The sequence below is a fragment of the Mesorhizobium sp. B1-1-8 genome (assembly GCF_006442795.2).
GTDB lineage: Bacteria > Pseudomonadota > Alphaproteobacteria > Rhizobiales > Rhizobiaceae > Mesorhizobium.
The window spans coordinates 4,426,392-4,443,685 of record NZ_CP083956.1 but is presented as its reverse complement, the minus strand read 5'-3'; the positions used below and the strand labels follow the sequence as shown (position 1 = coordinate 4,443,685).

Genomic DNA, 17,294 nt, shown 5'->3' with positions numbered 1-17,294 from the left:
TGCGGAGAAACATGATGACAATGCGAACGACACTTCTGGCTTCACTTGCGGTTCTAGCGCTCGCGGCCGCGCCCGCGCTGGCCGCGGCCGGCGGCAATGGAGGCGGCCACGGCAATGGCGGCAGCCATGGCGGCGGCAACGGAAATGGCGGCGGCAACGGCAGCAGCGGTGCTAACGGCAACGGCAATGGCGGCGGCAAGGGCAACAGCAGCGCCTCGCACGGCAAGTCGGCGTCGGCTCCGGGCCAGGCGAAGGCCGCGACGGACGACGTCGCCACCGACGATTCCACCACCGATGACACGACCACGGCCGCGACGCCCAAGGACAAGAACATCCATTCCAAGCTCGGCCGGCTGAACTCGCTGCAGCGCAACATCAACGCCTACATGAACTCCAAGAGTAAGAAATTCGCTGGCATTCAGGCCTACGTGACGCAGGCAGCCGTAGCCCAGAACGCGCAGGCCAAGCTTGATGCGGCGAACGCCAAGCTGGCCGCCGACCAGGCCACGCTCGCCGACCTCACCACGCAGCTCGACAACCTCAATGCGACTGACACAACCGGCTTCACGCCCGAACAGCAGGCGGCTCTCGACGCGCAGATCGCCGACGTCCAGGCGCAGATCGACGCGCAGAACACGGCAATCGCCGATGATACCCAAGCGGCCGCGGACGCCCAGACCGCGGTTGACAATGCGCCTGCGCCCGATGATGCCTCGCTCGACGCCGCCCTGCAGGACATGGCCAACAAGCCGGTCGACGCCGACGTCACCGGCTGGGCCAAGGATGTCCTCTCCGGCAAGATCGACCAGCAAGCCGCAACGATGACGACGCCGTAAGGGCGATCGCCGCCAGAGGGTGAACCGAGATGCCGCCGGGCCTTTGGCTCGGCGGCATTGTTTTGCGCGAAGCAAACCCCCGATCCGTGTTTGCACCCAAAAGAAGTCAAGGCCTTGGTCTTGAAGGCACGAACTTACCGGGCATATGGAATGGCCTTGCTAGCCTCTGGGGTAGAGACGGCGATGGATGAAGCGGAGTGGCCTTCGGCCTTCGATCTCGACGCTTTGCGCGAGGTCTTCCAAAAATGCGCTCGCGAGCGCGGGGTCTCAGCTTCCGATTGGGCAGAATACGCCAGGCTGTTTCTCAAGCAGACAACCACTCGTGAACCGGGCGAAGAGATTAGCCGCCGCGTTCCCGGGCCATAAGAAACCTCGCGGCCGTGAGAAAATCACACAACTGAAGCATGACTCTCCGAAAGTGTGCAGCGGTCTCGGGCAAAGACATGCTTTAAGACTGAGTGCCCTGTTTCCCGGGCCGGAAGGCGGCTGCCGTCATCCGAAGGGCTTCCCAAAGACCCTGTGCAAAAATCACTCCTTGGCCAACTTGCCCTTCGGCGTGTAGACTTAACGGAGTCGGGTTTAACGGCATTGGGAGGACAACAAGATGCCACGGGTAGCGGAACTTTTCTTCAAGACGGCGATCGTCTTTCTCGTCCTGGGCGTGGCGGCCGGGCTGCAGATGGCGATTTCGGGCGATCACGGCGCCTTCCCGGCGCATGCCCACATTAACCTTCTCGGCTGGGTCACCAGCGCCATCTTCGGCGGCTACTACGCGCTCAATCCGGCCAAGGCCGAGCGCCGTGTCGCCATGATCCACTACGGCCTCTATACGCTCGGCATCGTCATCATGCTGCCGGCGCTCTACTGGATGCTGGCGCAGGCCCATCCCGAGGCCGAACCGGTCGTGGCGGTCGGCTCGTTGATCGTTGCCGCCGCCGTGCTGGTCTTTGCCTTCGTGGTGTTCTCGTCTTCGGAAACGGTGCGCTCGGCAACGCCTGCCGCGGCCCGCTGACGGTTTGGTCCGAACCGGGTGGCCACACGGGCCGCCCGGCAGCGGATAAACCGCCGGCTTAAGGCAGCCTCGGGAACAGCCGCGAAATGAGCGACTGGATGATGCCGTCCCGCTCGAACGGGCCTGGCAGCTTGGCCGGCGCGACGCCGCTGTCGGCTTTCGCCTCGTCCGTCGCGCGGCCTTGACTGCGGATGAGCCACAACACCGCCGCGAAGTAACCTGCCTGCAGTATCACGCCTGCGAGGAACGTCCAGCCCAGCGACTGCCCGAGCGATCCGGTGGATGCATAAGTCCAGCCGAGGATCACCAGTAGCGTTGCCGTCATTCCCACAAGAAATTGCGGAAAATACATTTGCCCAACCGAGCGCCGCGACGACCTGGTCGTGGCGATCTCGCCCATTTCTCTACCCGCCTCGACCCATGCACTTTTTCCGGCTGGATCGCAAGCATCAACAAGGTCTGCCGGCGGCCGTCCTTCCATCGGTCTTTCGGCCCATGGCGCGAGGACCTTTGGTCGAGGAGACCTCTGCTTCAGGAACCAGCAAAACGGCATCCCGTTCCATATTGTCGTATCAATTGGGGAAAAGTTGATGGAACGCAGCATGCATGAAGCGCGCTGGCTTCCGGGAACCGTCTTTGCCTTCAGCAGTAGGGATCCTTGTCGGCTAAAACATGTCGCGCGAACAAGGCGCCAAACATGAAGAAACTCGAATCGAGGGCAAAAAAGGGCTCGCCGTGCGAAGCGCAGCGAGCCGTTTCTCGAGATGCCGTCCGGATCAGGTCAGGACCAGCACGATCTTGTAGGTGTCCGGATCGACGATGACGATGCGTCCATCCGCCAGCACGAAATACTCATAATTTTCGTAGGCCGGGACGATCTTGACGATGCGGGCCGGCAGCCGATGCAGGCGCACCTTATGCCGCGGCACCTCGATGCCGACCGAAATGTCGAAATCGACATTCGTCACAGGCTCGACCCTGGTCTCGCGGATGATCTGCGTGACCTGCGTTTTCTGCTCGACGGTCACGTTGTTGATCGAGGCCGTCTTGTTCTGGTCGGTCTGGACGTTGGTGTTGCTCTGAGCATTCTGCTGGGTGCTGGTGCCCGTCTTGCCCTGAGCATTCTGCTGGGTCTGCATCTTGGTGGTGCCCTGGGCGTTCTGCTCGGTGCTGGTGCCGGTCTTGCCCTGGGCCTGCTCATTGGTCTTCATCTTGGTCTTGCCCTGGGCCTGTTCGTTCGTCTTGGCGCCCTTCGGGCAATTGGCCATGCCGGTCTGGCACTTGGCCGTACCCTGAGCCTGCTCCTCGGTCTTGGTGCCAGCCTGACCTTGCGCCTGCTCATTGGTCTTCATCTGCGTTTTGCCCTGAGCCTGCTCATTGGTCTTGGCACCAGCTTTGCCTTGGGCATTCTGCTCGGTCTGAGACTTCATCTGGCCCTGGGCCTGCCCGGCCTTGCCGCCCTTCTGGCAGTCGGTCTGGCCGGCGGCACAATTGTCGCCACCGCTCGGTTGCGCTGATTCGGTCTGCGCCATCGCGGCGCCGCAACTGACGCCCAGCGCGATCATGCTTGTGATCAGAAGATGTTTCATCTGATTTCTCCTCGGAAAGTCTGTCCCTTCGCTGGACTAACCCGGGCTGGAAGCCATTGTTCCGAAATTCTTTGGCGCAAGCGCCGCTGCTGAATTTTTCAGGAACAAGCCTTGGCCAATGGCGTTAGGGCCATTGCCGACCGGCTGTGGAGAATCGCAGGCGCAGCGGAGGAGGCGAACACCCACGAAAGGAGACGATCAATGAAAATGCACCTCGCCACTGCCGCGGCAGGGTTCCTGCTTCTCGCCGGCGTCGGCGCCGCCGCCGCCCAGGATGTCGTCATCCAGCCCGAGCAGGAAACGGTTATCCGCGAATATGTGCAAAAGCAGCCGCTGGCCTCGGTAAAGGTACCGGGCGTCCAGCTCAGCATCGGCAGTGTCCTTCCCGATACGGTCGAGCTGCACGAAGTGCCGAACGTCAAATACCGCTATGTCGTCGTCGATAACCAGACGGTCATCGTCGATCCCGGCACACGCAAGATCGTCAAGATCCTTCAGTGATGTCGGACTGGCCCGTCGCTCCGACGAGCGGCGGGCCGTTAACCCAATATTTACCACGAATTGACGGAACCTTCCGTTCTACAGTGCGTTGGCGGCTCTGTATTCGCGTTGCCTCATATACGACACAAGCTATGGGCAGTGCGGATCGGGCGGCGGCGAAACGGGCACGGGGGAGGAGGACTGACCAAAATGTCGAACAGAGAAATCGGAACATCCCGTTCGCTCGGGATGCGTGTCGCCGATCTGAGAGCCAGGATGCGGAACGCCAGCATTACCGAACACGAGATAAAGACTTTTCAGAAGGTCGCGGCCATCATGGGGGACGGCGAGGGCTCCCTACGCATCGACGCGGACGATCTGATCGCCGCGTCCTTCCTCACCGAGACGCTGGGCGAATCGTCGCTGAACTGACAGCCGTCCCGTCCCCGATTTCTGCCTGATTGCCCGGCGCTCCGCCGCCGCGGCGACGGCTGGTGGCATATCTGCCGCGGCCGACGCCGGCAACCTTGTCGTGCGGTCCGCAGATTGACAGCGGCTGGTTGCGCGTAGTGGGGCTGAAAACGGGCAGCGGGTTCAAGATGAAAAAGCCTATGAAAGGCGGCTGCTAAACGAGCGCTGTCCTTGGTGACGGCAGCTGTTCCCAGCTCCCTGATCGACTGATCCCGTGCGGCGCGGCGGCTACTCGTCACGCCTTCAACGACGGCCAAAGCGTGGGGCTTTTCTCTGCGGGTGCGCCTGGCTGTCGCGCCGAACTCTGGCGCGACTGATCTTCGCTTCACGCAGCGCCGCGACCGGATCGACGCCGGTCCACAGGATCCCGGCCTTCTCGGCGAAGCCGAGGAAGGCCTGGCGTGCTTCATCGAGCTCCATTTGCCCGGCCCGCGCCGCCTCGCAGGCGCGCATGGCCGCCCGTCTTTTCTCCCGCGCATTGCCGGCTGCCCACTCCTTGAGGAAGTTCTGCATGGCGGTCAGCGAGGCGATCTCGCGCTTGAAGCCGGCGCCGACAGCAATTGCCACCGGGGCGCGAAGCGGCACGTCGCTCCTGAGAAGAATTTCATTCATGATCAAGCCCTTGAGTCGTCAAAACCTTTCAATGCGAAGTCGCCGCCAGGGTTCCCGTCGAACCGGCGGATCGGATGAATTAGTCCATGCTGGCGGAACAAGACTTAACCGGGGGCGTTTGCTTGCGGAGCTCCTATGTTCGACTTGCCGGTGTTTTCGCCTTGCGCGGAGGCAGTGCGGAGCTCGCCAACGCAACAGGAGACTTATGATGAAACGCATTCTCATTCCTGCTGTCGCCGGTCTCGCCCTGGCTGCCGGCGTCGGCTTCGCAGCTGCGGACGAGGTGATCGTGACCCCCGAGCAGCAGACCGTCGTCAAGGAATACGTCCACAAGCACCCGATCGCCTCGGTCAACGTTCTCGGCCTCGAGCTTGGTGTAGGCTCGACGGTGCCGGATACGGTTGAGCTGCAGCAGGTGCCGGACGTTCGGTATCGGTATGCTGTCGTCAACGACCACACCGTGCTGATCGATCCAGGCACGCGCAGAGTCGTCCAGGTTATCGAGTGACGCCAGCGTGCCGATGAGCCCCGATCCTCCCGCCGTCCTCGGCGGGAGGATGTCGGCTCCTAGGAAAGGAGTCGTTGCCATGCACCACCCCCATGTCGAATCACCCAGCATTGCCCAACAGGTCGACAAGCTGCTGACCGAGCGCAGTGCGGGCCTCCTGTCGATGAAAGAGGCGATCGCGCTGCTGCGCCAGCGGACGGGGACCGATCGTTCCGACGCCGATCTGGCTGGGCTGATTGCCAAGAAGGCAGCCTATCTTGGCATCACGGTTCTTTCCGACCGACATTGAAGGCATTCGCGCGAAAAGCGGGACGCCCGTCACGTCTCCGTGCAAGACGGCGCTTGAAAATTCGGCTAATGTTTCCGCCGGGGAACGGTCCCGATTCAAGGAGACGACAGTGACGGACGACAGGCAGGAACGCATTCGCCGGCGCGCGCACGAGATCTGGGAACAGGCTGGCCGTCCGGAAGGCGCGCATATGGAGCATTGGGAGCAGGCGACGGCAGAGGTCGACGGCGAGAAGAAGCCGAAAACCAAGGCTGCGGGGAAGGCGGCCACCGCCAAGGCGGACAAGCCAAAGGCGGCCAAGGCGGAAAAGCCGGCCAAGGCCAAGGCGTCCGCCAAGCAAAAAGCCAAGGGCTGAGAAGGTCGCGACCTCGACCACGGACAAATTGGAAACTGCGCGTCTTTTCAAGGTCGGCTTCGTCGCCGGGATTCAGGCTTCCGGCACGAACCTGGATCATGACTTAGAGCATGTCTCGGGACAAAGACATGCTCAAAATCAAGGACCTAAAGCCTGTCGCGTGAATCCTTTTTCACGACAGGCTTTAGTCTGGCCAGGTGGACACCGCCATGGAACCGAGTGAACCCAGGAAAGAGCGTCGCCTTCACCAGCGCGAGACCGTTTTCAAGACGGCCACCATCATGACGGACCCCACGATAAATTGCTCGGTTCGCAACCAGCATGAAAGGGGCGCCGAATTGCTTGTGCCTGCCGAAAGCCTGGTGCCGGATCGCTTTCTTCTGAAGGTTCCGGCCGACGGGACCATCTACCAGGCGGTGGCGCGTTGGCGGAGAAGGGAACGGCTCGGCGTCCAGTTTTATGGCGTTCCGGAAAAGTTCGAGCCTTAGGGGACTTACCTCCCGTGCATGACCGTGGCGCCATCCGCCTCGCCCTCTGCAGCGGCACACCTGACGATACGAAGAATTTGTGATCGCGGGTGAGATGGCCTGACCCCGACTTTGGCATGCGGCATCGCCAGAATATTAGAGCGATTAAAATTAGCAAACGTTAATTATAAGCTTTGCACACCAGATCTCTACTGGATAGATCGAGTCTTTCGATGTGGCGTCGCTGCAACAGTCGCGCACTCATCTGAATGACCCCAGTGAAAGTCAGGTATTAGACTGATCGCGCCGTTGACAGAGTGCCGTCCCGGATGCGCCTTTCGCGCAGAGGTTTCATTTACGCGAGCTTTGGGGCACAAGCATGCAGCGCATCAACCACGTCATTCCATTAGCGTTTGTGATTGCGGCAAGCAGCCTGTCAGTGCCGGCCCTGGCGGCACCAGTCGAGTATGTCAAGGTGTGCTCGGCCTATGGCGCGCAATACTATTACAGCCCCGGCACCGATACCTGCATCAATGCCAACACCGGCGAGACGCGTCGCGCGACCGAAAATGGCGTGGTCAACGGAAAGACCGCGCTGGCGAGCAAGGTCGACGACATCGACGGCCGCGTCCAGCGCGCCTTCGAAGGCGCTTCGGTGGCTTCGGCGCTGACCAGCCCGGATCTGGTGCAGGGCGAGCATTTCGGCATACGCGTCAACTGGGGCAACGCCGGTCAATCCAACGCCATGGGCGTCACTGGCGCGGCGGTGCTCGGCGAAGGCTTCATGCCTGGCGGCGCCGGCCGGCTGGCGGGCGCCGCGGGCGTTGCCTTCTCCGGCAAGACGGTCGGCGGCAACGCCGGCCTGCAGCTCACCTGGTAAGAGCGGCTGGGGGCAACCATGTTCAGATATCTTCTTGCGTCGGCAATTCTCGGCGTGATGACGTTCGTCGCGGCACCATCCCAGGCGGCAGTCGAATATGTCCGAGTCTGTTCCATATACGGAGCGCGATATTACTATAGCCCCGGTACCGACACCTGCATCAATGCCGACACCGGCGTGACCAAACGGCAAGTCGATGACGGCGAGGGCGGAACCACCACACTCACCGGCAAGACCGCTCTGGCAAAAGAAGTGGACGATATCGACAATCGCATCACGCGCGCCTTTGAGAACGCCTCGATCTCGGCTGCCCTTGCCGCGCCCGATCTGGTCCAGGGCGAGCATTTCGGTGTGCGCGTCAACTGGGGCAATGCCGGCGACGCCAACGCTTTCGGCATCACGGGCGCCGCGGTGCTGAGCGAAGGCTTTGCCCATGGCGGCCGGCTGACCGGCACGCTCGGCATCGCCTTCGCCGGCAGCCAGGTCGGCGGCAATGCGGGGCTGCAGTTCAGCTGGTAGGAACAGAGATGGGCTTCTGCAAGCCTTCACCGCGCCGTGGCACGATGAAGGCTTGGCGAATAGGGGTTGCCTGGCAAGACGTGTTAGCGTGCCGCTTGCTTCCTGGCGTAATGGGCAACCGCGCAGAGGAAGGCATGTGCTGCCGTGTCGCAAGCGGCCCGCGACGGACCCTTGGCGAACAGGACCGCGTCCGCGACCGGGATCGTCAGCCCATGCTTTCTGGCGAATGAGGTGACTTCGTAAGGCTGATCGTCGGGGTGTATTCCGATGTCGATTTGCTGGTCCATCAAACGAATTCCTCCCTGGTATGCGGCTACGCCCTCCTTCGCCTGAAGCGAATTAAACTACCGGCCGCCCGTCTGCGTCCACCAATTGGCAATTGTGTGAAACGATGCATTTTCCAGGACGCGGCCCAAGGGTTGCAACGGGGCGCCAGGGCGGTGTTTTTCGGGCGGCTGCCCTTATCCCGTTCCTTCGCACAGGCACCTCTGGCTTACCGCGCCTAAAGCATGTCTCCCGAAAGTGCGCAGCGGGTTTCGGGACAAAGACATGCTTAAGATCAAAAGACGTAAATCATGTCGCGTGAATCCGTTTTCACGTGACATGCTTTATGCCTCATCCCATGCGTCGCTCGAGCGCGCAAAGCGAACCCCGGCGGCGGTCATCGCGCTCTCGCATTCGCTGATCAGCCTGAGGTTGCTGAGATAGCGCGCCATCGTCTGCGGCAGCCAGGCCGCGCAGGCTTCGACATAGGCGCGTCCGTGGACCAGCGTGCCCGTCGACAGACGCTCGTCTTTTTCGGCGATCACCTTCAGATATTGGCGGATGAAGCGGATGTCGTCGGCAATGTCCTGGCTGGCCATGCGCCACGCACCGGCCAGGCGTTCGCGCTCTTTGAGCGGCAATGGCGACAGAAGCGGGCGGGAGAGGTCGGCGAAGGCGGCATGGTTCGCGGTGTTCAAAGGACGTCCCCCTCAAAGAAGGGGAAATCGTACCTTATGTACGAATAGTTGTCAAAGCCTGCTCGTACAATTTGGACGATTGCTCCCTTTTATTTGAGTCGCATCGTAAAGCCTTCGAGATCTATGTGCGCTTCATCGAGCGCTTTTCCCAGAATCAGCTCAACCATTTCATGCCGATCGGGCCCGAGCAGATGCAATCCCTTCCGCAGCGCGTCGCGCCAGCTGTCGCCGCGCGCCCAGGCTTCGGCGAAGGCGAAGGCGAGATCATCCTGCCGGCGCGTTTCCCGCAGCGCCTCCACCAGCAGGCTTGCCTGGTGCAGGTCCTTCTCCCGCTTGGCGGCGGCGCTCCGCTCGCGGCGCGCCGCGACGATCAGCTTGTGGACGGCGTAGCGTTCCGGCGCCGGCACCAGCACAGGCACGCCGGAACGGTGCAACAGCACCGTCCTGACGGGGTCGCGAATGAGAAAGTCGAGGAAGCGCAAGGGCTGCGCCGAGGCACCCCCCAGCGACGGCATCGGGCTTGCGCGATCCGCATGGTCGTCGCTGCCCCGGTTCGGCGTGAGGAATTCGACTTTGTAGCGGGAAGCGTTCTCGAACTGCGTCGTGCGCCCGGCATCCGTCCGGTGCGGGATTTCGCGGAATGTCGGATCGACCGCCTTGAGCACATCGATGACCGGCGGCAGGCTGTCCTCGACCTCGGCCGAGACCGAATGGAACTGGGCAAAATCAGCATCGCCCGTCTGCAGCGCAGCACCGGGCAGCCGCACACCGAGATGCCCGGCATAGGTCTGGAAGGCGACGGTGCCGACCAGAACCGCGCGCAGGCGGAAGAGCCCGGCCTTTTCCAGCGCCTCGACCACGTCGCCGGTGAAAATGTCCGGCGCCGTCAGGCCGGCGTCGCGGACAAGGGTGGCGACCAGCTTGCGGCGGCTCCTCAGGTCGCCCTTGATCTGCTTGAACGCCGCGACCCGTTTGGCGATCTCCGGGTCCTCGGCCGGGCCGACATAGCGCCTGGTCTTTACCGGGCGAGTCTCCTCGAAATACCAGTAGTCGCGGCCCTTGACGGGGACGCGGACGAAATTGCCCGCCGTTGAAAAGTCGCTCTCGAACGAAGCGTCGAGGCTGCGCTGAACCAGTTCGGCATAGAGGGTGCGATAGGCGAGATCGATGGTTTTCATGGCGCGCTCCCCGGGGTGGTCCATGTGTTATAAGAATTCCACAATTTTCTTATAACTGCGCGCTATCGAATTGGATTTCAAGAGTGTTATAAGAAAATGGTGAAAATCTTATAATGATGAGCTCAGTAATCTCCCCCCTTGAGGGGAGATGTCGCCGAAGGCGACAGAGGGGGTCGCTTCGTCCTGACGCGACGCCATTTGGGGCGGAAGAGAAAGTCGACGCTTCCACGCGCGGCGACCCCCTCTGGCCTGCCGGCCATCTCCCCCTCAAGGAGGGAGATTCGCCAATCGCCAGTGTCGCACCATAGGGCGCTGGCCCAGACACTTTCTCGCGATGCCTCCAAAAATCGCTTCCCCAATGCCGCGAACAGTGCTTTAACCCGCTCATCCACAGGGGTGCTCCGTACGGTCGGGGCTGAGATGGGGGCGGCAAGCCTTCGGACCCTAAAGCTGATCTGGATAATACCAGCGGAGCGAGGCGGGCCATGTTTTCCGGCGCACAGATTTCTCTTTATCCCATGACCGACGATTTCGTCGGCGTCATCCTTGGCGCGCTCGGCGCGCTCGATCCTTACCGCGGCAGGCTCAGGATCGAGACCGACGACATCTCGACCTTGCTGGTCGGACCGCCGGAAGTGCTGTTCCCGGCCATGCGCGACCTGTTCGTGGCGGCGGCCGGGAGCGGCAGGCATTGCGTGCTCTCGGCGGCGATCTCGCGCGGCTGCCCCGGCGAGCCCGACGATCCGATCTGCCGCTCCGACGAGATCGGCGGGCCGACGATCCCGCTCGACGAGCGCAAGGTGGCCGCAATCCGCGCCGTGCAGGCGACGCCCTCGACCGGGCAGCCTGCGGCGGCGCAGTTCTCGCTCTATGTGATGGGCACTGGCGACCACATGGACGAGATCTACGGCTGCATCGATTTCCTGAAACAGTCCGGCGTCTACGAGCGCTCGAAACATTTCTGCACCAAATTGCGCGGCGATGCCGGCGCGATCTTTGCCACGCTGAACGAAGCCTTCTGCCGCTTCGGCCCAGGCGCCGGGCATGTGACCCTCGACATAACGATTTCGGCGAATAGCCCGACCGCGGTTTGAGCCGCGTAGGCGCCATTCATTCGTCGAGGATTTGTCGTGGCTGTTTGGTATAATAACCCATCGCGTGGGGGAGACGCCCCCACTGATCCCTTGCAACAAGGGAGAGAGGCGCCTTCGGCGATTGGCGAAAGCCGCGACGCGGGCGAATCTCCCCCCTCGAGGGGGAGATGGCCGGTCCACCCTCCGCAGCTGCAGCGCAGCTGCTGCGGAGGACGGGCAGGCCAGAGGGGGTCTCAGCCCGTGGAGCGCCAACCTCCTCTGCGGCCGCAGGCGACGTCGGCGCTTCACGCGCGGCGACCCCCTCTGTCGCCTCCGGCGACATCTCCCCCTCGAGGGGGGAGATCGGCCGTCACCATCGCCCTCACCAGAATCACCCCCGCCGCCCTCGCTTTCGCCTTGCTCCTCACCGCATGGGAGCTCTACGCCCGCTATGGCGGCATCGCCCCGACCATGCTGCCGGCGCCGTCGCGCGTGCTGGAGCAGGCCTGGCAGAACCGCGAGGCCTTGGCCGAAAACACCATCCCCACCATCCGCGCCACATCGGCCGGCTTTGCCTGCTCACTCATCGCTGCCTTCGTCCTTTCGGCGCTGGTCGATTTTCTCCCCCGGCTGCGCCGCGCGCTGTTTCCGCTGCTGATCGCCAGCCAGACCTTGCCGCTGGTGGCGATCGCGCCGCTGGCGGTGCTGTGGTTCGGCTTCGGCCTGCTGCCAAAGATCCTGCTGGTGGCGCTCGTGACCTTCTTCCCGATGATGGTGGCGCTGGTCGAGGGTTATGCGGCCACGGAGAAGGAGATTGCCCAGATGCTTGCCGCCATGGGGGCAGGGCGCTGGCGCATCTTCCGGCTGGCGCGCCTGCCTTCGGCGTTGCCCTATTTCTTCGCCGGCCTGCGGATCTCCATCACCTATGCTGTGGTCGGCGCGATCTTCGCCGAATATGCCGGCGCGGCGAAGGGTCTCGGCATCTATATGCTCAGCGCCAAGAACAATTTTCGACCCGATCTGGTGCTTGCCGCCGTCGCGGTCAGTTCGGTCCTCACCATTGCGCTGTTCGGCCTTGCCGTGCTGCTGCAGCGGCTCGTCATGCCTTGGGAGAAAGCCGGCCGCGACCGTAAGGCGGAGCGTTCGGCGGAGGCGCGGCAATGATGCGGCTAGAACTCCGCGACGTGCGCAAAAGCTTCGGCACGCTCGAAGTGCTGGCCGGCATTTCGCTGCATGTCGCCGCCAGCGAATTCGTCTCCATCCTCGGCCCATCCGGCGCCGGCAAGTCGACCCTGTTCCAGCTTTTGACCGGCGGACTAAAAGGCGAGGGCGAGATGCTTTTCGACGGCGCGCCGCTCGATGGCCGCCCCTTCGCCTTCATGCCGCAGCGCGACGCGCTGATGCCGTGGCGGCGCGTCATCGACAATGCGGCGCTGGGGCTGGAAGTGCAGGGCATGAGCCGCCGCGCGGCACGCGAGCGCGTTACCCCGCTCCTTGCCGAATTCGGTCTCGCCGGCTTCGAGCGCGCCTGGCCGGCCGAGCTCTCGGGCGGCATGCGCCAGCGCGCGGCTTTGCTGCGCACCGTGGTGCAGGAGCGCAACATGCTTCTCCTCGACGAGCCGTTCGGCGCGCTCGATGCGCTGACCCGCGCTTCCATGCAGCGCTGGCTGGAAGCCATGTGGCAGAGCCACCGCTGGACGGCGCTGCTCATCACCCACGACGTACGCGAGGCGGTGCTGCTCTCCGACCGCATCTATATGTTTTCCGCCCGCCCGGCCCGCGTCGTCAGCGAAATCGCGGTGCCGCTGCCGCGCCCCCGCACCGGGCGCGCCGATCTCGCCCGCGAGGCCGCCGCCATCGAGGCCGGCATCCTCGACACGCTGCTTGGCGCCGCCGATCCGCAAACCGTTTCCCGACCGTCCAATGGAGATGACCATGACTGATTTCACCCGCCGCCAGGCGCTGCTTCTGACGCTGGCCGCCGGCCTGCCGCTTCCCGGACGCGCCAGGGCGGCCACGCCGCAGAAAATAACCGTGGCGCTCGACTGGACGATCAACACCAACCACGTTGGCCTGTTCGTCGCCCGAGACAAAGGTTTTTACAAGGATACCGGGCTCGACGTCGAAATCCTGCCCTATGGCGACACCGGCTCCGGCACGCTGATCGCCAGCCGCGTCGCCGATTTCGGCATTTCCGGATCGCTCGGCCTGTTTACGCAGAAGAGCGCCGGCGCGGACCTCAAGGCCGTTTATGCCGTCGTCCAGTCGGAGACCGGCCGCGTCGTCTTCAACGCCGATCGTGCCGCGATCAGAAGCCCGAAAAATCTCGACGGCCTGACCTATGGCGGCTTCGGCAGCGCCTGGGAGAACGCGCTGTTACAGACCATCATCCGCCATGACGGCGGCAAGGGCGAGTTCCAGACCGTGACGCTCGGCACCTCGGCCTATGAGGCGCTGGCCAACGGCGCGGTCGATTTCACGCTTGAAGTCTCGACCTGGGAGGGCGTCGAGGCAGCGCTGAAAGGGCTGAAGCAGCGCAGCTTCCGCTACGCCGACTACGGCGTGCCCGACGAGCACACCACCTTCATCGCTTCCAGCAACGCCTTCCTCGAGGCCAATCCGAAAGCGGCCGCGGCCTTCGTCCAGGCAACGCGGCGCGGCTATGAATTCGCCGTCGACCATCCGAGGCAAGCCGGCGACCTGCTGGTCGCGGCGAACAAGGACACGCTCACCAACCCGGCGCTGGTCCACGCCTCGCTGAAGGCGCTGAACGAAGGGCATTTCCTGAAGAGCGCGACCGGCGCCATCGGCACCATCGACGAGGCGAAGGTGGAGGCCATGGGCGGGTATTTGTTCAGTGCAGGCATCTTGCTGGACGGTGAGGGCAAGGCGCTGAAGGAGCGGCCGGATTTCGAGGCGTATTTCAGCAATGAATTTTTAGGCGCATAATATCCCCTTTGAGGGGACATGTCGCCGAAGGCGACAGAGAGGGTCGGCACGTCCTCCTATCGCAACCCGAAGGAGGCTGGCGCTCTATGCGCGGCGACCCCTCTGGCCTGCCCCGTCCTCCGCAGCAGCTGCGCAGGGTAGACCGGCCATCTGAGATTACGCTCTCACATATCGATCATCGACCTCTTCACCCGCCCGATGATCGTGATCGCGCCTTCGAGCGCGGGCGGCGGGATGTCGAGATAGGAAGCGGGCTGGAAGGGCGGGGTGTCGTTGGGGCGGTAGCGCTTGTAGGTGGCCCGGCCGGTCTCGTCTGAAATCACATAGCAGCCATTGGTCACCAGCCGCTTGTCCCTGAGATTGACGAAGATGATCGAATCCGGCGGCGAGATCTTGTTCATCGACGGCCCGTCGACGCGCAGCGCGATCCACTCGCCCTCCTCGAGGTCGGCGGTCGGAATGGTCGGATAGTCGGAGAGGTTGACGACGCCCTCCTGGCCGCCGAGTTCGCCGGCGCTGATCCATGACACGATCGGCACGTCGACGGTGACGGGCGAGGGGGTGAGGTTGACGGGCGCCGCCTCTGCGCCATCCGCATTGAACAGGAGCCAGCCCGGATCGACGCCGAACAGGCGGCCGTATTTCTCGGCCGCTTTGCGGGACAGCGGCCGATTGCCGTTCTCGTGGCTGATCAGCGTGTTCTTGTTGATGTCGCGAAGCGCCCGCGCGGCATCGCTCGGCGAGGCATAGCCGGCCTGGGCGCGCGCCTGCTGCAATCTGTGCCGTGAATCCATCATCGTACAAAATGCCTGAAAATTATCGTGCAAGATGTACGATTTCGCTTGCGACTCTTTCGTACATAACGTACGCTTAGCGCATGATCGAACAACCCGCAAGCATTTCCGCATCGCTCCCAAACGTTTCGGGGTCGCCCACGAATATCTCGGGACCCATCGACCGCTGGGTTAGCACCGGCGCCTTCGCCGTCGATGTCGGCTGCAGCTACGAGGCGGCCCGCCAGATGCACCGGCGCAAGCGTATAGCTCCCGAGCATTGGCCGCATGTGGTGGCGGCGAGCCTCAGGCTGGCCATTGCCGGCATCAGCTGTGAATGGCTGGCGGGCAGTCGCGCCGCGCAAAGGGAGGCGGCATGAACGCGCGTCCCGTTTTTGATTTCCCATCGTCCGGATTGTCCTCCTCCCCGGTCCGGACGCTTTCCGGGGCTTTGGCCCCGGATCCGGTCGAACCGCCCGCACCCCGGTTCACCGGACCGGCCGGAGCCGCTCCTCCCACGGCTCCGGCCCCCAATTTGGATGGCACAAGCTGTATCCGCACCGAGGACGGCACCGTCATCCTGTTCGATCGCGCCACGGGCAGGGCGGTGTCGGGGCTGACCCGTGCCGCCGCCGAAGCAGCACTTGTTCGACTCATCGGCGTGACGCCTGAGCAATTCCAGGAAAAGTGCGAAGCGGTTTTCCGTCCGGAATTGCGTCAAAACAACGAGATGGAGCGCTTCGCCGTTTCCGCAAAACGGCGAAGTGCTCCAGGCGCCGCCTGAACCCCAGCCCTTGCCGATCCGACAAACGGCCTCGTGGCCGAACCCTGGTGCTTGGCCTCGGCCAAAACCCTTTTGCAACCGATGGATCAAGACATGGCCGCCGCCTATACCGAAAAGGAAATCGACGAGATCGCAGCCTGGCTGAAGGAGGGGCTATCGGCCGCGCGCATCGCCGGCCGCTTCAGCGCGCTGCGCAGCTCGCCCGTGTCGCGCAACGCCATCATCGGCATCGTCCACCGCAACGCGGGCTTAAGCGCCATCGGCTTCGCCAACCCGAAAGGCGGCCGCGCCGGCGGAAGGCCAAGGCAGAACGCGGAGCGGCCGGGGCGGATGTCCGCCGGCCTTGCAACTGCCGATCTCCCCCCTAGTGGGGGGGATGCCCGGCAGGGCAGAGGGGGGCGCTGTCCCGCCGACGTATCAGCCTATGGGGTCATCGCCCATGCAGATGACACGGTCACCATACCCACCCCGCCCAAGGCGAAGAAAGCCAAGGCGAAAAAATCGGCGCGCACCTTGCCGCCGGCCTGGCTCGCGCCGGGAACGCGCGAGAAATCGGAAGCGCAGCTCTACAAACTCCCGGCGCCGCCGCCTCCGGTAAAGCCCGGCCGCCAGCCGCACGTCGCGGCCATGCGCTTCCTCGATTGCCTGTTCGGCCGCTGCCGCGCGCCGCTCGACCTCGCGCTGCATGAGGATGCCGAAGACGATGCGCCCGGCGCGCGGCCGGGATCGGATATGCTCTGCTGTGGCCTGCGCACCTCGGCGACGCGCTCCTACTGCGCCCATCACCATGCGCGCTTCCACGGCCGGCGAATGGGGGCGGTATGAGGTGACCGCTTAGGTTCTGAGACGCCCCGTCATCCCAATCACAAGGACCCCCGCCCATGCCGCGTAAGACCGCGAAAAAACCGCAGCCGCCGAAACTGCCGAAGGGCGAGGCCGAGCAGGTGCGCATCCGCCGCGAGGTCGGCCATGATTTCGCGCTGAAGGAAGACGCCTTCGGCCGCCAGCGGCTCGCCGCCGGCACCGCCGAAGCCAACCGCCTGTACGACATCTCCAACGGCGGCTACACCTCCACCGGCGGCATCGTGCGCCTGCGCAACGTCGATCCGCTGGTGGGCATCACCTCGCTCTCCCGCCAGCAGCGCGAGGCCGGCCAGCGTTTTCGCGACGATTTCGAGCGCGCCTCGCGCGAGGGCCTGCAGCCGCAATCCTGGAGCGAGCGCGTCGACGGCAGCCGCGTCAATGGCGGCGTCCCCGACCGCGTGCTCACCGCCGGCCGTGCCCATGCTCACGCCGCTGCCGCGCTCGCCCATTGGGAGGTAGCCGACGTGGTGCGCAAGGTCTGCCTGGAAGGCAAGTCGGTGAAAGCTCTAGCAGAGCGCGCCGGTGAGGGGCGGGATGTGGTGGTGAAGCTGCTGAAGGTGGGGCTGGATTTGCTGGCGGTGCACTACGGGATGATGGGGCGGAGGGCGGGGTGAGGGCGTAGCGATTTGCCGACATCGTGCGGACCCGCGTAAGATCAGGCGCTTGGCGCGAGCGGGTGAATCAGATTCTGAA

The 17,294-nt window shown here is 63.7% G+C and carries 25 protein-coding genes and 1 riboswitch; of the genes, 18 read left to right on the top strand and 7 right to left on the bottom strand.

What is annotated here, in order from left to right; genetic code table 11:
• Nucleotides 1-20 precede the first annotated feature (20 nt).
• Entirely contained in the window at nt 21-836 is an 816-nt protein-coding gene (locus tag FJ974_RS21780; RefSeq protein WP_226891337.1) for a hypothetical protein, read from the top strand.
• 604 nt (nt 837-1,440) lie between these two features.
• Nucleotides 1,441-1,848 (top strand): cbb3-type cytochrome c oxidase subunit I, encoded by a 408-nt coding sequence (locus FJ974_RS21775; protein WP_140538814.1) that lies wholly within the window; start codon nt 1,441-1,443, stop codon nt 1,846-1,848.
• 58 nt (nt 1,849-1,906) lie between these two features.
• On the opposite strand, the gene FJ974_RS21770 is transcribed toward FJ974_RS21775, so the two are convergent.
• Both FJ974_RS21770 and FJ974_RS21765 read right to left on the bottom strand, forming a co-directional pair.
• Nucleotides 1,907-2,248, bottom strand: coding sequence for an exopolysaccharide production repressor protein (locus FJ974_RS21770; protein WP_226891336.1), 342 nt, complete (start codon nt 2,246-2,248; stop codon nt 1,907-1,909).
• A gap of 376 nt (nt 2,249-2,624) precedes the next feature.
• Nucleotides 2,625-3,437: a DUF1236 domain-containing protein gene (locus tag FJ974_RS21765; RefSeq protein WP_226891335.1), complete on the bottom strand. Its 813-nt coding sequence runs from the start codon at nt 3,435-3,437 to the stop codon at nt 2,625-2,627.
• Between the two features lie 201 nt (nt 3,438-3,638).
• Between FJ974_RS21765 and FJ974_RS21760 the strand changes: the two genes are divergently transcribed.
• Both FJ974_RS21760 and FJ974_RS21755 read left to right on the top strand, forming a co-directional pair.
• Entirely contained in the window at nt 3,639-3,938 is a 300-nt protein-coding gene (locus FJ974_RS21760) for a DUF1236 domain-containing protein (RefSeq protein ID WP_140538812.1), read from the top strand.
• Nucleotides 3,939-4,127: 189 nt separating this feature from the next.
• Nucleotides 4,128-4,349 (top strand): hypothetical protein, encoded by a 222-nt coding sequence (locus tag FJ974_RS21755; protein ID WP_140538811.1) that lies wholly within the window; start codon nt 4,128-4,130, stop codon nt 4,347-4,349.
• Nucleotides 4,350-4,631: 282 nt separating this feature from the next.
• On the opposite strand, the gene FJ974_RS21750 is transcribed toward FJ974_RS21755, so the two are convergent.
• Nucleotides 4,632-5,000, bottom strand: coding sequence for a DUF982 domain-containing protein (locus FJ974_RS21750; protein ID WP_140538810.1), 369 nt, complete (start codon nt 4,998-5,000; stop codon nt 4,632-4,634).
• A 208-nt stretch (nt 5,001-5,208) separates the two neighbouring features.
• Here FJ974_RS21750 and FJ974_RS21745 point away from each other — a divergent pair, with 208 nt between their 5' ends.
• The 6 genes from FJ974_RS21745 to FJ974_RS21720 all read left to right on the top strand — a co-directional run bounded on the left by FJ974_RS21745 (nt 5,209) and on the right by FJ974_RS21720 (nt 8,018).
• Nucleotides 5,209-5,508, top strand: a complete 300-nt coding sequence (locus tag FJ974_RS21745; RefSeq protein ID WP_140538809.1) for a DUF1236 domain-containing protein — start codon at nt 5,209-5,211, stop codon at nt 5,506-5,508.
• A gap of 79 nt (nt 5,509-5,587) precedes the next feature.
• Nucleotides 5,588-5,797: a hypothetical protein gene (locus FJ974_RS21740; protein WP_140538808.1), complete on the top strand. Its 210-nt coding sequence runs from the start codon at nt 5,588-5,590 to the stop codon at nt 5,795-5,797.
• A 109-nt stretch (nt 5,798-5,906) separates the two neighbouring features.
• Nucleotides 5,907-6,152: a DUF2934 domain-containing protein gene (locus FJ974_RS21735; protein ID WP_140538807.1), complete on the top strand. Its 246-nt coding sequence runs from the start codon at nt 5,907-5,909 to the stop codon at nt 6,150-6,152.
• Between the two features lie 209 nt (nt 6,153-6,361).
• Complete coding sequence (locus FJ974_RS21730; protein WP_140538806.1) at nt 6,362-6,640, top strand: PilZ domain-containing protein; 279 nt, start codon at nt 6,362-6,364, stop codon at nt 6,638-6,640.
• Between the two features lie 358 nt (nt 6,641-6,998).
• Nucleotides 6,999-7,499, top strand: coding sequence for a porin (locus FJ974_RS21725; RefSeq protein ID WP_140538805.1), 501 nt, complete (start codon nt 6,999-7,001; stop codon nt 7,497-7,499).
• 18 nt (nt 7,500-7,517) lie between these two features.
• The gene (locus FJ974_RS21720) at nt 7,518-8,018 is read left to right on the top strand and encodes a porin (protein WP_140538804.1); all 501 of its coding nucleotides are present in this window, start codon (nt 7,518-7,520) and stop codon (nt 8,016-8,018) included.
• 83 nt (nt 8,019-8,101) lie between these two features.
• Here the strand turns inward: FJ974_RS21720 and FJ974_RS21715 are convergent, their stop codons facing one another.
• The 3 genes from FJ974_RS21715 to FJ974_RS21705 form a co-directional block, all read right to left on the bottom strand.
• Complete coding sequence (locus FJ974_RS21715) at nt 8,102-8,305, bottom strand: hypothetical protein (protein WP_140538803.1); 204 nt, start codon at nt 8,303-8,305, stop codon at nt 8,102-8,104.
• 321 nt (nt 8,306-8,626) lie between these two features.
• The gene (locus FJ974_RS21710) at nt 8,627-8,980 is read right to left on the bottom strand and encodes a hypothetical protein (RefSeq protein ID WP_140538802.1); all 354 of its coding nucleotides are present in this window, start codon (nt 8,978-8,980) and stop codon (nt 8,627-8,629) included.
• Between the two features lie 89 nt (nt 8,981-9,069).
• Nucleotides 9,070-10,158, bottom strand: a complete 1,089-nt coding sequence (locus FJ974_RS21705; protein WP_140538801.1) for a GSU2403 family nucleotidyltransferase fold protein — start codon at nt 10,156-10,158, stop codon at nt 9,070-9,072.
• A gap of 382 nt (nt 10,159-10,540) precedes the next feature.
• Nucleotides 10,541-10,653: riboswitch (TPP riboswitch) on the top strand.
• Between FJ974_RS21705 and FJ974_RS21700 the strand changes: the two genes are divergently transcribed.
• The 4 genes from FJ974_RS21700 to FJ974_RS21685 all read left to right on the top strand — a co-directional run bounded on the left by FJ974_RS21700 (nt 10,644) and on the right by FJ974_RS21685 (nt 14,180).
• Nucleotides 10,644-11,252, top strand: a complete 609-nt coding sequence (locus FJ974_RS21700) for a YkoF family thiamine/hydroxymethylpyrimidine-binding protein (RefSeq protein ID WP_140538800.1) — start codon at nt 10,644-10,646, stop codon at nt 11,250-11,252. (Overlaps the previous riboswitch by 10 nt.)
• A gap of 354 nt (nt 11,253-11,606) precedes the next feature.
• The gene (locus FJ974_RS21695) at nt 11,607-12,395 is read left to right on the top strand and encodes an ABC transporter permease (protein ID WP_413468363.1); all 789 of its coding nucleotides are present in this window, start codon (nt 11,607-11,609) and stop codon (nt 12,393-12,395) included.
• A complete protein-coding gene (locus FJ974_RS21690; protein ID WP_140538799.1) occupies nt 12,392-13,174 on the top strand; it encodes an ABC transporter ATP-binding protein in 783 nt (260 codons plus the stop codon). The genes FJ974_RS21695 and FJ974_RS21690 overlap by 4 nt, the downstream gene beginning before the upstream one ends.
• On the top strand, nt 13,167-14,180 hold the full coding sequence (locus tag FJ974_RS21685; protein ID WP_140538798.1) for an ABC transporter substrate-binding protein: 1,014 nt from the start codon (nt 13,167-13,169) through the stop codon (nt 14,178-14,180). The genes FJ974_RS21690 and FJ974_RS21685 overlap by 8 nt, the downstream gene beginning before the upstream one ends.
• Before the next feature lie 164 nt (nt 14,181-14,344).
• Here the strand turns inward: FJ974_RS21685 and FJ974_RS21680 are convergent, their stop codons facing one another.
• The gene (locus FJ974_RS21680; protein ID WP_140538797.1) at nt 14,345-14,977 is read right to left on the bottom strand and encodes an XRE family transcriptional regulator; all 633 of its coding nucleotides are present in this window, start codon (nt 14,975-14,977) and stop codon (nt 14,345-14,347) included.
• Between the two features lie 80 nt (nt 14,978-15,057).
• On the opposite strand from FJ974_RS21680, the gene FJ974_RS21675 reads away from it, so the two are divergent.
• From FJ974_RS21675 to FJ974_RS21660, 4 genes are all read left to right on the top strand, one after another.
• Nucleotides 15,058-15,333 (top strand): hypothetical protein, encoded by a 276-nt coding sequence (locus tag FJ974_RS21675; protein ID WP_140538796.1) that lies wholly within the window; start codon nt 15,058-15,060, stop codon nt 15,331-15,333.
• Entirely contained in the window at nt 15,330-15,737 is a 408-nt protein-coding gene (locus FJ974_RS21670) for a hypothetical protein (protein ID WP_181177323.1), read from the top strand. The genes FJ974_RS21675 and FJ974_RS21670 overlap by 4 nt, the downstream gene beginning before the upstream one ends.
• Nucleotides 15,738-15,830: 93 nt before the next feature.
• A complete protein-coding gene (locus FJ974_RS21665) occupies nt 15,831-16,562 on the top strand; it encodes a GcrA cell cycle regulator (protein ID WP_226891333.1) in 732 nt (243 codons plus the stop codon).
• Between the two features lie 56 nt (nt 16,563-16,618).
• Nucleotides 16,619-17,215, top strand: a complete 597-nt coding sequence (locus FJ974_RS21660; RefSeq protein WP_140538794.1) for a DUF6456 domain-containing protein — start codon at nt 16,619-16,621, stop codon at nt 17,213-17,215.
• Nucleotides 17,216-17,294: the final 79 nt, after the last annotated feature.